We start from the raw sequence: 16,480 nt of genomic DNA, 5'->3' as shown, positions 1-16,480 counted from the left end.
GGCCCGTTCCTTCGGCCGCCGACACCCTACAGCACAGTGAGCAGCGTTAACTATGAGCCAGATCCGCCCTATTCAGCGTGCGCTATTAAGCGTTTCAGACAAAACCGGTATTGTTGAGTTTGCCCAAGCCTTGCAGCAACGTGGCGTTGAGCTTTTATCGACCGGAGGAACAGCCAAGCTGCTCCGCGAAGCCAACATCTCTGTGATTGAAGTTTCCGACTACACGGGGCAACCCGAAATCATGGACGGTCGGGTTAAAACGCTTCACCCCAAAATTCATGGTGGCATTCTCGGTCGACGCGACCAAGATCAAGGCGTAATGAGCGAACAGAATATTGGCGCTATCGATCTCGTTGCCGTAAACCTCTACCCATTCAAAGAAACCGTTGCAAAGCCTGGCTGCAGCTTTGACGACGCGATTGAGAATATCGATATTGGTGGCCCTACCATGGTGCGTGCTGCCGCGAAAAATCATAATGATGTCACTATTGTGGTGAACGCTAAGGACTATTCGCGCGTGCTTACGGAACTCCAAACTCACCAAGGCGTTACCGCTGCCACACGATTAGATCTCGCGACTGCAGCATTTGAGCACACCGCAGCGTACGACGGTATGATTGCCAATTATCTCGGGCTTCACGTGGAAAATAACACCGAAGAGGCAAGTGCATTTCCGCGTACCTTTAATTTGCAGGTAGAGAAAAAACAAGATCTTCGCTATGGCGAAAATAGCCATCAGCGTGCTGCTTTCTACGTAGACCCCAACGCGACAGCACCGAGTGTAGCCACCTCGCAGCAGCTACAAGGAAAAGCACTTTCCTACAACAACATTGCCGACACCGACGCTGCTTACGAATGCGTGAAAAGCTTTAGCGCTCCTGCCTGTGTGATTGTAAAACATGCAAATCCATGTGGTGTGGCCATAGGTGAAACAAGCCTCGCCGCCTACGAACGGGCCTATAAAACCGATCCTACTTCAGCATTCGGCGGCATTATTGCCTTTAATCAGCCACTCGACGAAGCCACCGCGCACGCTATTATTTCGCGTCAGTTCGTTGAAGTTATTATCGCACCTGGAGTCAGCAAAAAAGCCATGAGCTTACTTGCCACCAAGCCCAACGTTCGGCTCCTCACCACCGAGTCTTTAACTCAGCCCAGTGGCCAGCTTGACTTTAAACGGGTGCAAGGCGGTTTATTAATTCAAGATAGCGATCATGCAGTAGTAGCCGACTCAGAACTGAAAATTGTCACCGACGCCAAACCGAACGCAGAGCAACTGCAAGACTTACGTTTCGCATGGGACGTTGTTCGCTTCGTCAAGTCAAACGCGATTGTTTACGCCAAAAACGGCATGACCATTGGCGTTGGAGCGGGCCAAATGAGCCGTGTTTATAGTGCCAAAATTGCAGCCATTAAGGCCGCTGACGAGAATTTGGAAGTTGCCGGCTCGGTCATGGCATCCGACGCCTTCTTCCCGTTCCGCGACACCATAGATAACGCCGCGAAAGATGGTATCCGGGCCATTATTCAACCCGGCGGCTCCATTCGCGACGACGAGGTTATTGCTGCCGCAAACGAGCACGGTATCGCTATGGTCTTTACCGGCATGCGTCATTTCCGTCATTAGACGAAATGAAGTGAAGTTGTGCTATAACTACACCACACTCAAAGATTGAAGAAAGGAACACGCAATGCCAATAACAAACTCAAAAACCATGCTCATTTCTTTTTCTGTACTCAGCGCGTTGGCGTTAAGCGCCTGCAGCGATAACACCAATAGCACCGGCGCCGAGAATGCGGCGTTAGCGAGTGCTATTTCAGGAAGCCACCGCACTGAGTCGTTCGCTGCGCGCGACACTTACCGTAATCCGCAAGCGACCTTAGCGTTTTTTGGTGTAGAGCCTAACATGACGGTTGTTGAGGTATGGCCAGGCGGTGGCTGGTATACCGAGATTCTGGCGCCTTATTTACAGAATAACGGCACCCTTTATGCCGCTCACTTTAATGCTGAGCACCCACGCGACTTTTACCGTAACTCACGCGCTAACTTCGAACAAAAGATTCAAGATCCGCTCTACAGTGCAGTACAAGTAACGACCTTTGATTTAGACCTGAAAACACCGATTGCTCCCGCAGGTAGCGCCGACATGGTGCTGAGTTTCCGCAGTATGCACAATTGGTACATGCAGGCGGGCGACGAGGGGCTTGAAATTGCTTTTCGTACCTTCTACGACGCGCTAAAGCCAGGCGGAGTATTGGGCATTGTCGATCACCGTTTGCCTGAAATTCGACGTGACGCGGACATGCAAAGTAGTGGTTATATGAAAGAAAGTTGGGCCATTGCCTTTGCCGAAGCTGCCGGCTTTGAGTTCGTAGGAGCGAGTCAAGTCAATGCCAACCCGAAAGACACGGCAGACCATGAAGGCGGCGTTTGGGCGCTACCGCCAACATTGCGCCATGGCGACACCGACCGCGACCGCTACATGGAAATTGGCGAGAGCGACCGCTTTACGCTGAAATTTAGAAAGCCAGACGCATAGGATTGTTCATGAAAGTATTGATTATCGGAGGCGGAGGGCGAGAGCACGCCCTCGCTTGGAAAGTTGCGCAGTCGCCTCGCGTTGAGCACGTTTACGTTGCACCAGGCAACGCCGGAACCGAAGTTGAAAGCGGAATTAGCAATGTAGCAATTGCGGCAGACAATATTCAGGAACTGCTCAACTTTGCCAAAAAAGAACATATTGCGCTCACGATCGTTGGTCCCGAAGCGCCCCTAGTTTTGGGTGTTGTAGACCTATTCCAACAGCACGGTTTGGCCATTTTTGGCCCTACCAAGGGAGCGGCTCAACTGGAAGGCTCCAAGGCATTCTGTAAAGACTTTCTAGCGCGGCACAAAATTCCAACCGCGGCCTACCAGAACTTTACCGAGGTTGAGCCAGCAAAAGCCTATGTTCGTTCGCAGTCTTTACCGATTGTTATTAAGGCCGACGGTCTTGCCGCTGGAAAGGGTGTCATTATTGCAGAAACCTTGCAACAAGCCGACGCGGCCATCGACGACATGCTCGCCGGCAACAAATTTGGTGACGCTGGCAGCCGTGTGGTGATTGAAGAGTTTTTGGTGGGCGAAGAGGCAAGTTTCATAGCCATGGTAGACGGCGATACCATTTTGCCTTTTGCCTCGAGCCAAGATCACAAAGCGCGCGACAACGGTGACAAAGGGCCAAATACCGGCGGTATGGGCGCTTATTCGCCAGCGCCGGTACTCACCGACAGCGTGAGTGATTGGGTTATGCAGCACATTATGCAGCCGACTGTCGATGGTATGCGCAAAGAAGGCAATACCTATGTTGGCTTCCTCTACGCTGGATTGATGATTGCTCCAGACGGCAGCGCAAAAGTATTGGAATACAACTGCCGCTTCGGCGACCCAGAAACCCAACCTATTATGATGCGCCTTACCGCTGACTTGGTGGAGCTTTGTTTCGACGCGCTTGCTGGTCAACTGGGCGTAAACCCCATAACCTTCGACCCGCGCGCTGCAGTGGGCGTGGTGATGGCTGCAGGTGGTTATCCGGAGAGTTACCGCAAAAGCGATACTATCATAGGCTTAGACGCTGCGGCTGAGCATGCTGATACCAAGGTATTCCATGCCGGAACAGCACTAGACGAGCAAAAGGTTGTTACTTCCGGTGGCCGCGTCCTGTGTTGTACAGCGCTTGGCAATAGCGTCACTGAAGCTCAGCAAAAGGCTTACGCGCTGGTTGAAAAGATTCAATGGCCAGATGCTTACTACCGCACCGACATTGGGTACCGAGCCATTGCTCGTGAGCAGTAAACAGCTCACGTCCAGTCCGCATAAAAAAACCCACTAAACTTAGTGGGTTTTTTATCAGCCCAAGTAAAGCCAGGCTATAATTCTAAGCGATTAATCTTCAACCACTAAATCATCTTCGGTGGCGCTCGCGTCGAAGTCGCTGTCGTCGTCAACCACCTTCGAACGACCATACATACTGCCTACCTTCGGCCGATTAATGCGCTTCATGTATTTGTCCCACGCTTTCTCGACCGCTGTTTCTGCTTCTTTCTGGCCGCTAGCTACCGCAAGTAAGCCTCTATCTTCGTCAGTTTCAGGTTGAATATCACCGGCAACCAAGGCCGTAATCAGGCAGCCGTAATGCAACAGTGCGTCACTCTCACGAATGGAGAAGTCACCGGAGCGTGAAAAACCATAGGGATAATTACGAAAGTCATTAAAGGGCTTTCTTAAGAGTGTGTCACGAGTCATTGTCGCCATTTTAATCCACCTTATGGGCTTGGCCTCTTGCGAAGGCGTGCTTAAAAATTGCTAAGCGTGTTTTTCAAGTGACGATATAGAGCTCTATTTATAGCTTGTCAAGCTTTTTGTGTGTTATGCGATAAAATTTAATATTTAATCAGCCTTCTACACAGTCCCAAAAACAAAAGTGCCGAGGACTACGAACTCCTCGGCACCTTAAAAGCTGCGTTTATAGAGTAGACTGCTTAATTCAAAGCGCTTTCAATACGCGTTTTTATCCGGCTGTCGTTAGGTGCCACATTGCTTGGAAAAGCATCAAGTACTTCGCCATTTGCGCCTACCAAGTATTTATGGAAATTCCACGCCGGTGGGCCTTTCTCTTGTGTGAGGCGCGCAAATACAGGGTTTGCTCGGCGGCCCGTCACGTCGGAAGTTGCCATCATAGGAAAGGTTACTCCAAAGTTCGCGAAACAAACTTCTGCCACCGCTTCCTCGTCGGCATGCTCTTGGCGAAAACTATTCGAAGGAAAACCCACAATAGTAAAGCCTTGATCTTTGTATTCTTGATACAACGCCTCAAGCCCTTCAAATTGGCCAGTAAAGCCGCATTGGCTGGCCGTATTCACCACCAGTGTTACTTTGCCTTTGGTCAGTTCACAAAGGTTTGCCACGTTGTCTGAACGTAACATTCGCTGCTCGCCGTTAAGTGGGCCTTCGCAGCTGTTCGCATAAGTCGGCGTAACCCAAAGAAAGCTAGCAGCAACCGCCACCATGCTCGGAATCAGATATTTTAGTTTTAGTATGTGTTTCACTACGCACCTCACAGATTGAAACATGCCGAAAGCGGAATGTATGGTTTTACTATGTGTAAGAGAATACGTTTTCGCAAGGAATTCGGATTGATCCGAAAAAGGATTACTACGTGATTGCTAAAGCGGCAGCAAGCAAAACGCCACCCGAAGGTGGCGTTTTAGAATTTGGAGCGAGTAACGAGGTTCGAACTCGTGACCTCAACCTTGGCAAGGTTGCGCTCTACCAGCTGAGCTATACTCGCAAAACGTACTTTGTGTTGGGCTCTGGTGTTTGCCTCAACTGCGAAGCGCATTTTACTGATTCTTGTTGCTAATGCAAGCCTCTTTTTTAAGAATTTTTCTGTTCGACGAAAAAGTGTTCACGATAGTATTTTAACTCTTCTATCGACTCCCGAATATCGGCTAATGCTTCGTGCATGTTGTGCTTCTTAAACCCGGGTAGAATTTCGGGCTGCCAACGTTTCGCCAACTCTTTTACCGTGCTTACGTCGAGGTTTCGGTAGTGGAAAAAAGCCTCGAGCTCAGGCATATAGCGTGCTAAAAAGCGACGATCTTGGCAAATGCTATTCCCACACATGGGCGAAACGTTTGGCCCTACATGGGCTTTCAGAAACTCCAGCGTTGCCTGCTCCGCTGCGGTGCTGTCATGAGCGCTCTCTTTCACTCGTTTTACCAACCCAGATTGCGTATGGGTGCGGGTATTCCATTCGTCCATACCTGCAAGAACAGCGTCAGGCTGCTTTACCGCCAACACGGGGCCAACCGCAATTTCATTCAGTTGGTCGTCGGTTACAATCGTCGCTATTTCAATAATAACGTCTTGCTCTGGGCTTAAACCGGTCATTTCTAAGTCAATCCAGATTAAGCGCCCGGTGTTCTCTGTCATTTCACTGTCCTTACCTTAATCAATGGCATATTACTGCCTTCTCGCGTTCGCTTATTGTATGATACAGGCAAAGTAAATGCTTGCCAAAATCACCGAGGAGCGCGGGTGGCACAAAAGAGAAAACTAACCAAAGGGCAACAACGGCGCGTTCGCGCAAACCATGCCAAGCGGCTGGAAAAACCAGCTGCTGATACTGCATTGGAGAACGAGCAACTCGGCGCGCCAGAACCGGGCCGCATTGTCAGTCGCTTTGGCCAACACGCCGATGTTCTTAGCGAACAAGGTGAAACGTTGCGCTGTAATATTCGCCGTGCTGTTGAGTCGTTAGTTACCGGCGACCGCGTAGTGTGGCGCCGCGCACAAGCAAGTGAACAAGGTATGCAAGGCGTTATTGAAGCGGTACAAGAGCGCGAGTCGGAACTATGCCGGCCGGACATGTACGACGGCCTTAAGCCCGTGGCGGCCAATGTAGAGCGGATTTTTATTGTTTCTTCGCCACAACCTGCTTTTTCCGATCAAATCATCGACCGCTATTTGGTAGCCTGTGAAGACGCGGGTATCGAACCTTTTATTTTAATGAACAAAGCCGACCTTATTGCCCACGACGAGCGCGAGTATATTGAACAACGGCTGCACGTTTATCAGCACATTGGCTACCCTGTGCTTTATGTAAGCGCTGAAACCGGCGAAGGCATTGACGAGCTACGCACGGCCTTTCAGGGACGCATCAGCGTGTTAGTTGGTCAGTCGGGGGTGGGTAAGTCTTCACTCATCGACAAAGCATTACCCGAAGTGAGTTTAGTAATTGGCGCTATTTCGGAAAACTCGGGTTTAGGCCAACATACCACCACAGTAGCCCGTTGGTATGCACTTGAAAATGGGGGCGCGCTTATCGACTCTCCGGGCATTCGAGAATTTGGCTTGTGGCATTTACCGGTAGACCGTATTACTTTTGGCTTTCGTGACTTTCATCCTTTTTTGGGAACCTGTAAATTTCGCGATTGCAAACATTTAGACGACCCGGGTTGCGCCCTTCGTGCCGCAGTAGAAGCCGGAGAAATAGACGAAGGGCGTTTTGCCAACTACCATCGCATTATAAGTTCGCTTGCAGCTTATAAGTAATTATATGTAATTTAAGAAGGGAAAGAGCGTGTCTGCTATCGATCGTACCAAAATTATTAGCCAATATATTTTACCCAAGCATTTGCTTTCGCGGCTTGTCGGCAAATTCGCCGCGGCTCGGGCGGGTTGGTTTACCCAGCTTGCTATTAAGGCCTTTATTCGCAATTACAGCGTAAATATGAGCGAAGCGGAACATGAAAATGCCAGTAGCTACAAAACCTTTAATGACTTTTTTACCCGCCCATTAAAGGCCGATGCCCGCCCAATGCTCGCAAGCGACAATGAGTTAGCCCACCCGGTCGACGGTCGCGTGAGTCAGTTTGGCCCAATCTACAACGACACACTAGTGCAGGCTAAAAATCATGACTACACCCTCAGCGCACTACTTGGCGGCAGTAAAGAAACAGCAGCAGAATTTGAAGGTGGCGAATTCGCGACTATTTATTTAGCACCACGCGATTACCATCGCATTCACATGCCCTGCGACGGCGTATTGCGGAGTATGGTGTATGTGCCGGGTGAGCTATTCTCGGTAAACCCATTAACGGCTGAGAACGTACCGAATTTGTTTGCCCGTAACGAACGCGTTGTTGCCATTTTCGACAGTGAACACGGGCCATTTGCAATGGTTTTGGTGGGAGCGACTATTGTTGCCAGTATCGAAACTTCGTGGTCTGGTACCGTTACTCCTCCGCGCGGTTCACACGTGCACAAATGGAATTACCCAGCAGCAGGGCCACAAGCTATTATGCTTAAAAAGGGCGAAGAAATGGGGCGCTTTAAACTCGGCTCTACTGTTATTCTTGCCTTTGCCGAAAACAAAATGCACTGGCACGAAAATATGAAAATTGGCGAGGTAACCCGTATGGGCTCAATTTTAGGCGAGTGGGACTAATTAAAGCTATGTTGCTTATTGCGCATCGAGGTGCCAGTGCGGTAGCGCCGGAAAATACCTTGGCGTCTTTTGAGCGCGCTTTAGACGCTAAAGCCGACGGCATCGAAATTGACATTATTGAAGTGGACGGGGAAATTTATGTGTTCCACGACCGATACCTCGAGCGCCTTGCAGCACAACCCGGTCGAATTCAAGACCTAACCCAAGCTCAAATTAGCACCTTAAAAGTTTTCGGTCAGCACCCCATTCCTACCTTGCAGGAAACACTTTCGTTTCTCCAAGGGCGCTGTTTACTCAATATTGAAATGAAGTCGGAAATTGACACCCACCGACTTGCCGCTTTGCTCGACTGGGCTTGCGCCGAGCAAGGCTTTGCCAACAACCAACTCTTGGTTTCGTCTTTTGATCATCATTGGTTGCAAAGCTTAAAAAACCTTCGCCCGCAAACCTTGCTAGGTGCACTTACCGCCAGCTGTCATTTAGACTATGCGGCCTTCGCGACGACTTTAGAGGCATGGTCGGCCCACATCGACATTAATGTAGTGAACTCACGCTTTGTTGAAGACGCTCATCAACGGGGGTTAAAAGTATTTGTGTATACCGTCGACGAGGCCCACGACATTGCATGGCTGAAAAAAATGGGGGTGGATGGTATTTTTACCAATCACCCCCAGTTGTCTCGGAACATTTTAGAAGGGCTGCCCGTTTCCCAAAACAGCCTTCTTCGCCAGTTCTAATTGCTTTTGCTTTAGTCTTTTACGGCCTCAGCCTGCGCTATTGCATCGTCTTCCGCGCGGCGGTCAGGATAAATAGCCTCTAAGCGTTCCAGCTCGTTCTCAATTGCCTTCGGCGATGAGGTATTTTTGGCAAGGCCCATGTAAAGCGCCGGCACCAAGAAAATGGTTAAAAACGCCGAGAACGCTACCCCTGCAAAAATAACCACACCTATAACCATACGGCTTTCAGCACCCGGTCCTACTGCAAGTACCAGCGGCAAGGAGCTCATAATGGTGGTAAACGCGGTCATCACAATAGGCCTTAAGCGCAAACGAGACGCACGCGCTAACGCGTCTTCAAACTTCATGCCTGCGTCGCGTAACTGGTTGGCAAACTCCACAATAAGAATACCATTTTTCGCGGCCAAGCCGATCAGCATAATAATCCCTATTTGGCTGTATATATTGATGGTTTGCCCTGTGATGTACAAACCAAAAGCTGCCCCAAATATGGCCAGCGGTACCGTGAGAATAATCACCAGTGGGTGAATAAAACTCTCGAACTGCGCTGCGAGCACCAAGAATGTAATGGCCAAAGCCAGCGCAAATATAAAGATAATTGTACTGCCGCCTTCTTGGTACAGCAACGACTGGCCTTTGTAGTCGAATGAAACGTCTTCAGGCAATTCAGTCAGTACAATATTCTCCAAATAGGCTAACGCTTCACCCAACGAATAGCCGTCGGCGAGGTTTGCCGTAATGGTGATCGATCGCATCCGATTATAGCGATTCAATTGCGCAGCAGTGGCTCCTTCGTCTACCGTTACCAAGTTCGACATCGGCACTAATTGGCCTGTACGTTGCGACCGAACGTAAATATTGTCGATGGCTTGGGGCGATTGATAATCGCTGCGTTCGCCTTCCAAAATTACGTTGTATTCTTCACCTGCGTCTTGGTAGGTCGTAACCCGACGCGTACCGAGCATACTTTCAAGCGTACGGCCGATATCGCCCACCGACACACCTAAGTCAGCAGCGCGGCTTTGGTCAATACGAATACGCAGTTGCGGCACGGTTTCACGATAATCACTGTCAAGCTGCACTAATCCAGGGTTTTCATAGGCGCGTTCGAGCAAAATGTCGCGGTAACGCGCCAAGTCTTCAAAGGTGTTGCCCTGCAGTACGAACTCAACAGGCCGTGAACTACCCCCTCCACGAATACCGCTGCGCATGTTGGCAAAGGCAATTACGTCTGGAATTTCTTCTAAGCGTGCACGCACTTCATTTAACAGTTCGAATGAACTCCAGTCGCGCTCGCTAAAAGGTATAGTGCCGACAATGGCAATACCCGCGCTGTTGCCCCAACCGGGAGTACGGACAATAAGGCGCTCAACTTTGCCTTGATCGATATAAGGCAACAAAATCTCTTCCACTTTTTTCATATTGCGCGAATTCGACTCGTAGCTGGCACCTTCCGCAGCACGTACCATCACGAAAAAGTTCCCGCGGTCTTCTGGTGGCACAAACTCTTGGCCTAGACGGTCGAGTAGCAGGTAACTGCCCGCCGCCGATAACACAACGACAGCAAAAGCAATCACCGGTATGCTAATGGTTTTCCGCACCCAGCGCTCGTAGCCCGCTTCGAGCTTGCCAAAGCCAGCGTCCATAGCGCGACCAAAACGTGAACTACGCTCTTTCTTTTTCAACAGTTTGGAACAGAGCATGGGCGATAAGGTAAGCGCGGTAATACTGGAGAACGCCACTGCGGCTGCAAGTGCTATGGCAAACTCGGTAAACAGCAAACCAATGTTACCGTCGAGAAATACTAATGGTACGAACACAGAAATCAGTACTAGGGTGGTGGCTACCACCGCAAAGCCAACTTCACGGGCACCCCGATAAGCGGCCAGCAAAGGCGGATCGCCTTGCTCAACGCGACGATAAATATTTTCCAATACTACAATCGAGTCGTCGACCACCAAGCCGATTGCCAGCACGAGCGCAAGCAATGTGAGCAAGTTTATGGAGAAACCCATGGCGGAAAGTACAATGTAAGACGACAACAATGCCACGGGCACCGTTAACGCCGGAATAAGGGTTACGCGTAAATTCCCCAAGAACAGGTAAATAACGATAATAACCATGGCCATAGCGATATAAAGAGTGTTGTACACCTCTTTAATCGACTCGCGAATAAACACCGACGAGTCGTAACTCGGCACCAATTGCATACTGGCGGGCAGCGTTGCTTTTATGCGCTCAACTTCTCGGTTGGCGTTGTCTACCACGTCGAGCGTATTGGCATTCGACTGGCGAATAATTCCAATACCCACCATGTTAATGCCGTTGCCACGGAACTCGGAGCGGTCGTTTTCAGCCTCAAGCGACACCCGTGCCACTTCACCAAGCCGCACAAGATAGCCGTCGGCTCCGCTTACAATTGTTAAATTTGCAAAATCAGACGGCGATAAATAGCTACGGGTTACCCGCACCGAGAATTCACGATCGCGCGACTCAATAGTTCCGGCTGGTAGCTCTACGTTTTCTGCCCGTAACCGACTTTCAATATCACCCACGGTTATATTACGCGCCGCCATGGCATTGCGGTCGAGCCATAGCTTCATCGCATAGCGCCGTTCACCACCAATATTGACCCGTGCAACACCGTCGACAACCGATAAACGGTCCACAATGTAGCGGTTGGCATAATCCGTCAGCTCCAGCGTGGTCATATTTTCACTACGCAAGTTATACCAAACCACCGTGTCTTCGTCGGAGTTGGCTTTGGTCACTTCTGGCGGGTCTACTTGCTCAGGTAGGCTACGTAAAACACGCTGTACGCGCTCGCGTACGTCGTTGGCGGCCGAGTCGATGTCGCGGCTTTGCTCGAACTCAATGGTAATATTAGAGCGGCCGTCGCGGCTGCTTGAGTTAACGGTTTTAATGCCGTCGATACCGCTAATGCGCTCTTCAATAACTTGCGTAATTTGGGTTTCAACAATTTCAGCGTTTGCGCCGGGGTACGACGTACCAATTGAAACTACTGGGGGGTCAATATTTGGGTATTCACGCAGCGGCAGTGAGGTAAATGCCACCACCCCAAAGATAATTAACAGTATGTTGATAACCGTTGCGAATACGGGGCGTTTTACCGATACATCAGACAACAACATGGCTTAGCGCTCCACGACATTGACAGGCAAGCCGTCGCGTACTCGCACCGTTCCTTCAACAACCACCCTGTCGCCTTCGGCAATGCCGCCTAAAATTTCTACCCAGCCCGGTAGCCGGCGACCTGTTTGCACAACTTTGAGCTCAACTCGGTCTTCGCTATTCACAAAGTACACGTGTTGGTCGTTACGAATTGGAATTACCGCACTTTCTGGCACCATCAAGGTGTTGTCGACACTACGTTCAAGTTCAACCCGCAACAACATACCGGGCCGCAGCTCGCGCGACTCGTTATTAATTGCAGCGCGAACCTGAATAGAACGGGTTACCGGGTCCACACGCGACGCCAAGCTTACAATTTGACCATTAAACGCACGATTTGGATAAGCAGCCGAATAAGCCGCTACGTTTTGTCCGGAGGCTAAGCTTGGTAAATAAAGTTCGGGCACGCTGAAGTCAACGTAAATCGGGTCCAGCGCGTCGAGTGTGGTAATGGTATCGCCAGGGCGCACCAGTGAACCGACACTGACCTCGCGCAGACCTACGCGTCCCGAGAACGGCGAACGTATCGTCATTTCCTCTAATCGACTGCGCGCCACATCGAGCTCTGCAGCAGTTTGTTCTACCCGCACTTCTTGTTCGTCGATCATGCTGCGCGAGGCAGCGTTCTCACGCGCCAGCTCACGTAAACGATCAAGTTGGCGTCTGTTCTCCGCTAAACGAAACTCTAGTTCCTGTACCCGCGCGCGTTCTTCTCGATCGTTCAAAACGATCAAAAGGTCACCGCGCTCTACGTCTTGTCCGTCATTAAAATGAAGCTCGCGCACCGTTTGGGTCACACGCGCCATAATGTTCACAGACTCACTCGCTTGCGAGGTGCCTAAGCCTTCGATTGTGTCGCGGAATTCCATGACTTGCGCGGTCGTTGTTACGATCGTCGGTTTCGGCATTTCGCGTTGACCGCCTTGTTCGTCGGCCGGTCCAAAATACAACCACGCCACCACGCCTGCCAGAAGAACGGCGACTACACTCAGTGGTGTCACATACGCTCGCTTTGCCATACTATCCCCATCGATCGTTATATGCCTAAAGTTATAGCCCGATTGTACGCCCTTCCCTGCTAAAAATCGGTACACCTTACCGCTGTATTCGAGGAACTGGTCGCAAAGGCCTAACGGTGGTAGGTTTTACTCAGCTCGGTTACCGCTCGAATAAACTCACCCGCATGCTCAGGTTTTACACCAGGGTGAATACCATGACCAAGGTTGAAAACGTGTCCAGAACCCTCGCCGTAACCGTCTAAAATAATTTGCACTTCTTGGCGAATTCGCTCCGGTGACGCATACAGTATGCTTGGGTCCATGTTGCCTTGTAACGCAACCTTATCACCCACCCGGCGCCGTGCTTCACCAATATCTGTAGTCCAGTCGAGGCCCAGTGCATCACAGCCCGTAGCGGCCATCGCCTCTAACCATTGGCCACCATTTTTGGTAAATAACGTAACCGGCACCTTCCGGCCATCGGCTTCACGGGTTAGACCGTCTACGATCTGCGCCATATAGTGCAACGAAAACTCGCGGTAGTCTCTTGGAGACAATACGCCGCCCCAAGTGTCAAAGATCATCACCGACTGCGCACCGTTAGCGATTTGCGCATTCAAATACAAGGTTACCGACTTGGCCAGCTTGTCGAGTAACATGTGCATTACTTCCGGCTCTTCGAACGCCATTTTTTTCACTTCAGAGAAGTTCTTAGTGCTGCCGCCCTCAACCATATAGGTAGCAAGCGTCCATGGGCTGCCGGAAAATCCAATAAGTGGCACTTCACCTTTCAGTTCGCGACGAATAGTGCTCACGGCCTTCATGACATAGCCGAGCTCGTCTTCTGGATCCGGAATTCCAAGTGCATTCACACTGCGCCAATCACGAACCGGGCGCTCAAAACGTGGTCCTTCACCGGTTTCAAAATACAGGCCTAAACCCATGGCGTCGGGAATGGTTAGAATGTCAGAAAACAGAATGGCAGCGTCGAGCGGAAACCTGCGTAACGGCTGTAGCGTTACTTCACACGCAAGTTCAGCATTTTTGCACAGCGCCATAAAGTCACCGGCTTCTTTACGCAGTTCACGATACTCTGGCAAATAACGCCCCGCCTGACGCATCATCCAAATGGGCGTGCGGTCAACCGGCTGTTTTGCCAAGGCTCGAAGGTAACGATCGTTCTTTAATTCTGCACTCATAACAATTCACAACTCAAAAAAATGGATGCACGGATTCTACCAAGACCGTGCGCTGCTGTCAGTTAAATCACAGGCCCACCTTTTGCGCTACCACATTAATTAATTTAGCGGCTATGGTGCCTTGCGGTGGGGTTTGCGGAAGTGCGTCGAAGTGAAACCAGTCAGCGGTAACAATTTCCGTTGGGTCGGGCGTTATCTCGCCGCCGGCGTAGCGCGCCACAAAGCCGGCCATCAGTGAATGTGGGAACGGCCAAGCTTGGCTCATTACGTATTCAATATCGGTTACCTCAATGCCTACCTCTTCCTTGACCTCTCGCTTTAACGTTTGCTCAAGAGACTCGCCACTTTCCACAAAGCCCGCTAAAACAGAATAGAGCCCTTGCGGGTGGCGTGTTCCCTGCGCCAGTAAAATCTGTTTATCTTTATAAATACCCACAATAATGCAAGGCGAAATACGCGGGTAATCAGTGGTTTTACACGCGCCACAAACAACCGCCAATTCATCGCGCGACTGCGCCAGCGCAGAGCCGCAGCGCCCACAAAACTTGTGGGTCGACAAAAAGTGCTGAATTTGGCAGGCTCGCGCACCTAAACTAAACAGAAGCTCGTTAGTGCGCAAGAGGCATTGCCGGAGCGGCAGCCACTGCCAACGGGCCGGAAACTTCATATCGGCATCGGCCACCAACATGTAAACCGCTCGCCCCTCATAGTCGCCGATTTTAGCAGTGTACCCGCGTTTAGCTTGAGGGAGCTCCTCTAGCGTGAGTAGTGGCGGTGCATAGTGCGGCTGTTGTGGCTTGGTGTCTATAAGTTGATTATTGTACAAAATAAGCCATAACACCGATTCGCTAGGCTCGGGCATACAATCTGGAATTATCATAATAAGTTGGCTTCTCCGACCACCGAGAAATAGTTGCTTTTTGCCTCATACGAACAGTACAGTGGATTTTTATGACGTGCGTATGGCAAAGGAGAGGCTATGTTAAGCCGAAATACAGCCGCAAAACAACGTTGGGGTGGGCAAGACACCTCACTCGACCGATGGCTAGAAGAACGACAGTCTATACTTGTACAGTATTGCAGCTTGGCGGGGTTACCCCCTTACAGTGAAAACCGCGGGCAATTGCCCAGCATTGAACACATTCAGCATTTTTGTGAAACCTTGGTGGATTACGTATCGGCTGGCCATTTTGAATTATACGACCGTATTTTGTCCCAAGCGAATGAACATGACCAACATGCGAAAGAAGTTGCCGAGCAAGTCTATCCACAGATTGCAGAAACCACAGAAGCCGCGCTTGCGTTTAACGATCAATTTGGTGAGATCGACACTGACAGCAGTTTAACCGGCTTCGACAGACAATTAAGCATTATCGGTGAAGCGATTGAGCAGCGCCTTGAACTTGAAGATAAACTCTTGCAACTGTTGAGTGCTCGCGAGCTACTTGACGAAAAACCAGTCCCCTAAAAAAAAGCTCGCCTCAACGGCGAGCTTTTATTCTTAACGCCTAGCGTTTATTCACTTACGCTCTCAGCTTTTTCGATCTCCAACAATTCCACTTCGAAAATCAAAGTCGCATTTGGCGGAATTGGGCTACCCGGGCGCTCTTCGCTACCATAAGCGAGCTCTGCAGGAATAACAAAACGATACTTCGAGCCTACATTCATAAGCTGAACGCCTTCAGACCAACCCGGGATTACCCGGTTCAGTGGGAACGCTATGGGTTCGTCGCGCTCATAAGAGCTATCGAATACTGTGCCGTCAATTAACGTGCCTTCGTAATGTACGGTTACCGTATCTTCCGCGGCGGGGCTTTCGCCTTCACCTTCGGTAATCACTTCATACTGTAAACCGCTCTCGGTCACTATTACGCCTTCACGCGCAGCGTTTTCAGCCTGATAAGCTAAACCGTCTTGTAAGTTCTGCTCGCTCGCCACTTGGCTTTGCTCTTCAGCATAATTGGTGCTCAATTCAACGAGGGCCATAATGGCTTCTTGCACTTCATCGTCAGACATACGGGTGTTGTCGTTTAATGCGTCTGAAAGCGCAGCGAGAACCACGGCGTTGTCGAGCTCAATGCCGGTCTCGGTAAGATGTTCCATATTCGCGGCTACTTCACGCCCTAATACCGTGCCGAGCGCGTATGCGTGGCGATTCGCTTCGTTGTCGAGCGCTACTTTGCTTTGCCCTGCAGCATTTTGTGCCGAAGGCGCTTCTGCGCCGCAACCGGCGATGGCGAGTGCTAATGCCGACGCAAGCACTGTTTTAGCCATAATTTTCATGTATTTCTCCGATCTAATCATTGAGAGCCTAAAAAAGGCGTTTTCAATACCTCAGCATTTCAAACGCGAACGCTCTATAA

At 50.4% G+C, this 16,480-nt stretch carries 15 protein-coding genes and 1 tRNA gene; 7 read left to right on the top strand and 9 right to left on the bottom strand.

Annotated features, from left to right (window positions below; all coding sequences use genetic code 11):
- Positions 1–52: 52 nt before the first annotated feature.
- From purH to purD, 3 genes are all read left to right on the top strand, one after another.
- Positions 53–1,627: a bifunctional phosphoribosylaminoimidazolecarboxamide formyltransferase/IMP cyclohydrolase gene (gene purH, locus DQW12_RS10655; protein ID WP_113907850.1), complete on the top strand. Its 1,575-nt coding sequence runs from the start codon at positions 53–55 to the stop codon at positions 1,625–1,627.
- Between the two features lie 64 nt (positions 1,628–1,691).
- Complete coding sequence (locus DQW12_RS10650) at positions 1,692–2,540, top strand: class I SAM-dependent methyltransferase (protein WP_113907849.1); 849 nt, start codon at positions 1,692–1,694, stop codon at positions 2,538–2,540.
- A gap of 8 nt (positions 2,541–2,548) precedes the next feature.
- Entirely contained in the window at positions 2,549–3,835 is a 1,287-nt protein-coding gene (gene purD / locus DQW12_RS10645; protein WP_113907848.1) for a phosphoribosylamine--glycine ligase, read from the top strand.
- A gap of 90 nt (positions 3,836–3,925) precedes the next feature.
- Here the strand turns inward: purD and DQW12_RS10640 are convergent, their stop codons facing one another.
- The 4 genes from DQW12_RS10640 to orn all read right to left on the bottom strand — a co-directional run bounded on the left by DQW12_RS10640 (position 3,926) and on the right by orn (position 5,974).
- Complete coding sequence (locus DQW12_RS10640) at positions 3,926–4,294, bottom strand: MaoP family protein (RefSeq protein WP_113907847.1); 369 nt, start codon at positions 4,292–4,294, stop codon at positions 3,926–3,928.
- 227 nt (positions 4,295–4,521) lie between these two features.
- Positions 4,522–5,088, bottom strand: a complete 567-nt coding sequence (locus DQW12_RS10635) for a glutathione peroxidase (RefSeq protein ID WP_232819950.1) — start codon at positions 5,086–5,088, stop codon at positions 4,522–4,524.
- Positions 5,089–5,254: 166 nt separating this feature from the next.
- Positions 5,255–5,330: transfer RNA gene (locus DQW12_RS10630), tRNA-Gly, on the bottom strand.
- Between the two features lie 86 nt (positions 5,331–5,416).
- On the bottom strand, positions 5,417–5,974 hold the full coding sequence (orn, locus tag DQW12_RS10625; protein WP_113907846.1) for an oligoribonuclease: 558 nt from the start codon (positions 5,972–5,974) through the stop codon (positions 5,417–5,419).
- A gap of 105 nt (positions 5,975–6,079) precedes the next feature.
- Here orn and rsgA point away from each other — a divergent pair, with 105 nt between their 5' ends.
- The 3 genes from rsgA to DQW12_RS10610 are packed head-to-tail and all read left to right on the top strand — an operon-like array spanning position 6,080 to position 8,728.
- On the top strand, positions 6,080–7,096 hold the full coding sequence (gene rsgA, locus DQW12_RS10620; RefSeq protein WP_113907845.1) for a small ribosomal subunit biogenesis GTPase RsgA: 1,017 nt from the start codon (positions 6,080–6,082) through the stop codon (positions 7,094–7,096).
- Between the two features lie 28 nt (positions 7,097–7,124).
- On the top strand, positions 7,125–7,991 hold the full coding sequence (gene asd / locus DQW12_RS10615) for an archaetidylserine decarboxylase (RefSeq protein WP_113907844.1): 867 nt from the start codon (positions 7,125–7,127) through the stop codon (positions 7,989–7,991).
- Positions 7,992–7,999: 8 nt separating this feature from the next.
- Complete coding sequence (locus tag DQW12_RS10610) at positions 8,000–8,728, top strand: glycerophosphodiester phosphodiesterase (protein ID WP_113907843.1); 729 nt, start codon at positions 8,000–8,002, stop codon at positions 8,726–8,728.
- An 11-nt stretch (positions 8,729–8,739) separates the two neighbouring features.
- Here DQW12_RS10610 and DQW12_RS10605 read toward each other — a convergent pair whose 3' ends face one another.
- The 4 genes from DQW12_RS10605 to nudC form a co-directional block, all read right to left on the bottom strand.
- Complete coding sequence (locus DQW12_RS10605) at positions 8,740–11,880, bottom strand: efflux RND transporter permease subunit (protein ID WP_113907842.1); 3,141 nt, start codon at positions 11,878–11,880, stop codon at positions 8,740–8,742.
- A 3-nt stretch (positions 11,881–11,883) separates the two neighbouring features.
- Positions 11,884–12,939, bottom strand: coding sequence for an efflux RND transporter periplasmic adaptor subunit (locus DQW12_RS10600; protein WP_113907841.1), 1,056 nt, complete (start codon positions 12,937–12,939; stop codon positions 11,884–11,886).
- A 110-nt stretch (positions 12,940–13,049) separates the two neighbouring features.
- Positions 13,050–14,117: a uroporphyrinogen decarboxylase gene (hemE, locus tag DQW12_RS10595; protein WP_113907840.1), complete on the bottom strand. Its 1,068-nt coding sequence runs from the start codon at positions 14,115–14,117 to the stop codon at positions 13,050–13,052.
- A gap of 67 nt (positions 14,118–14,184) precedes the next feature.
- Positions 14,185–14,997: an NAD(+) diphosphatase gene (nudC, locus tag DQW12_RS10590; protein ID WP_113907839.1), complete on the bottom strand. Its 813-nt coding sequence runs from the start codon at positions 14,995–14,997 to the stop codon at positions 14,185–14,187.
- Between the two features lie 99 nt (positions 14,998–15,096).
- On the opposite strand from nudC, the gene rsd reads away from it, so the two are divergent.
- Complete coding sequence (rsd, locus tag DQW12_RS10585; RefSeq protein ID WP_113907838.1) at positions 15,097–15,585, top strand: sigma D regulator; 489 nt, start codon at positions 15,097–15,099, stop codon at positions 15,583–15,585.
- A gap of 47 nt (positions 15,586–15,632) precedes the next feature.
- Here the strand turns inward: rsd and fkpA are convergent, their stop codons facing one another.
- Entirely contained in the window at positions 15,633–16,400 is a 768-nt protein-coding gene (gene fkpA, locus DQW12_RS10580; RefSeq protein ID WP_113907837.1) for an FKBP-type peptidyl-prolyl cis-trans isomerase, read from the bottom strand.
- Positions 16,401–16,480: the final 80 nt, after the last annotated feature.

The organism is Aliidiomarina celeris (genome assembly GCF_003316875.1).
Taxonomy (GTDB): Bacteria; Pseudomonadota; Gammaproteobacteria; order Enterobacterales; family Alteromonadaceae; genus Aliidiomarina; species Aliidiomarina celeris.
Note: the sequence above shows the minus strand (reverse complement) of the source record. Positions and strands in the feature narration are given on the sequence as shown.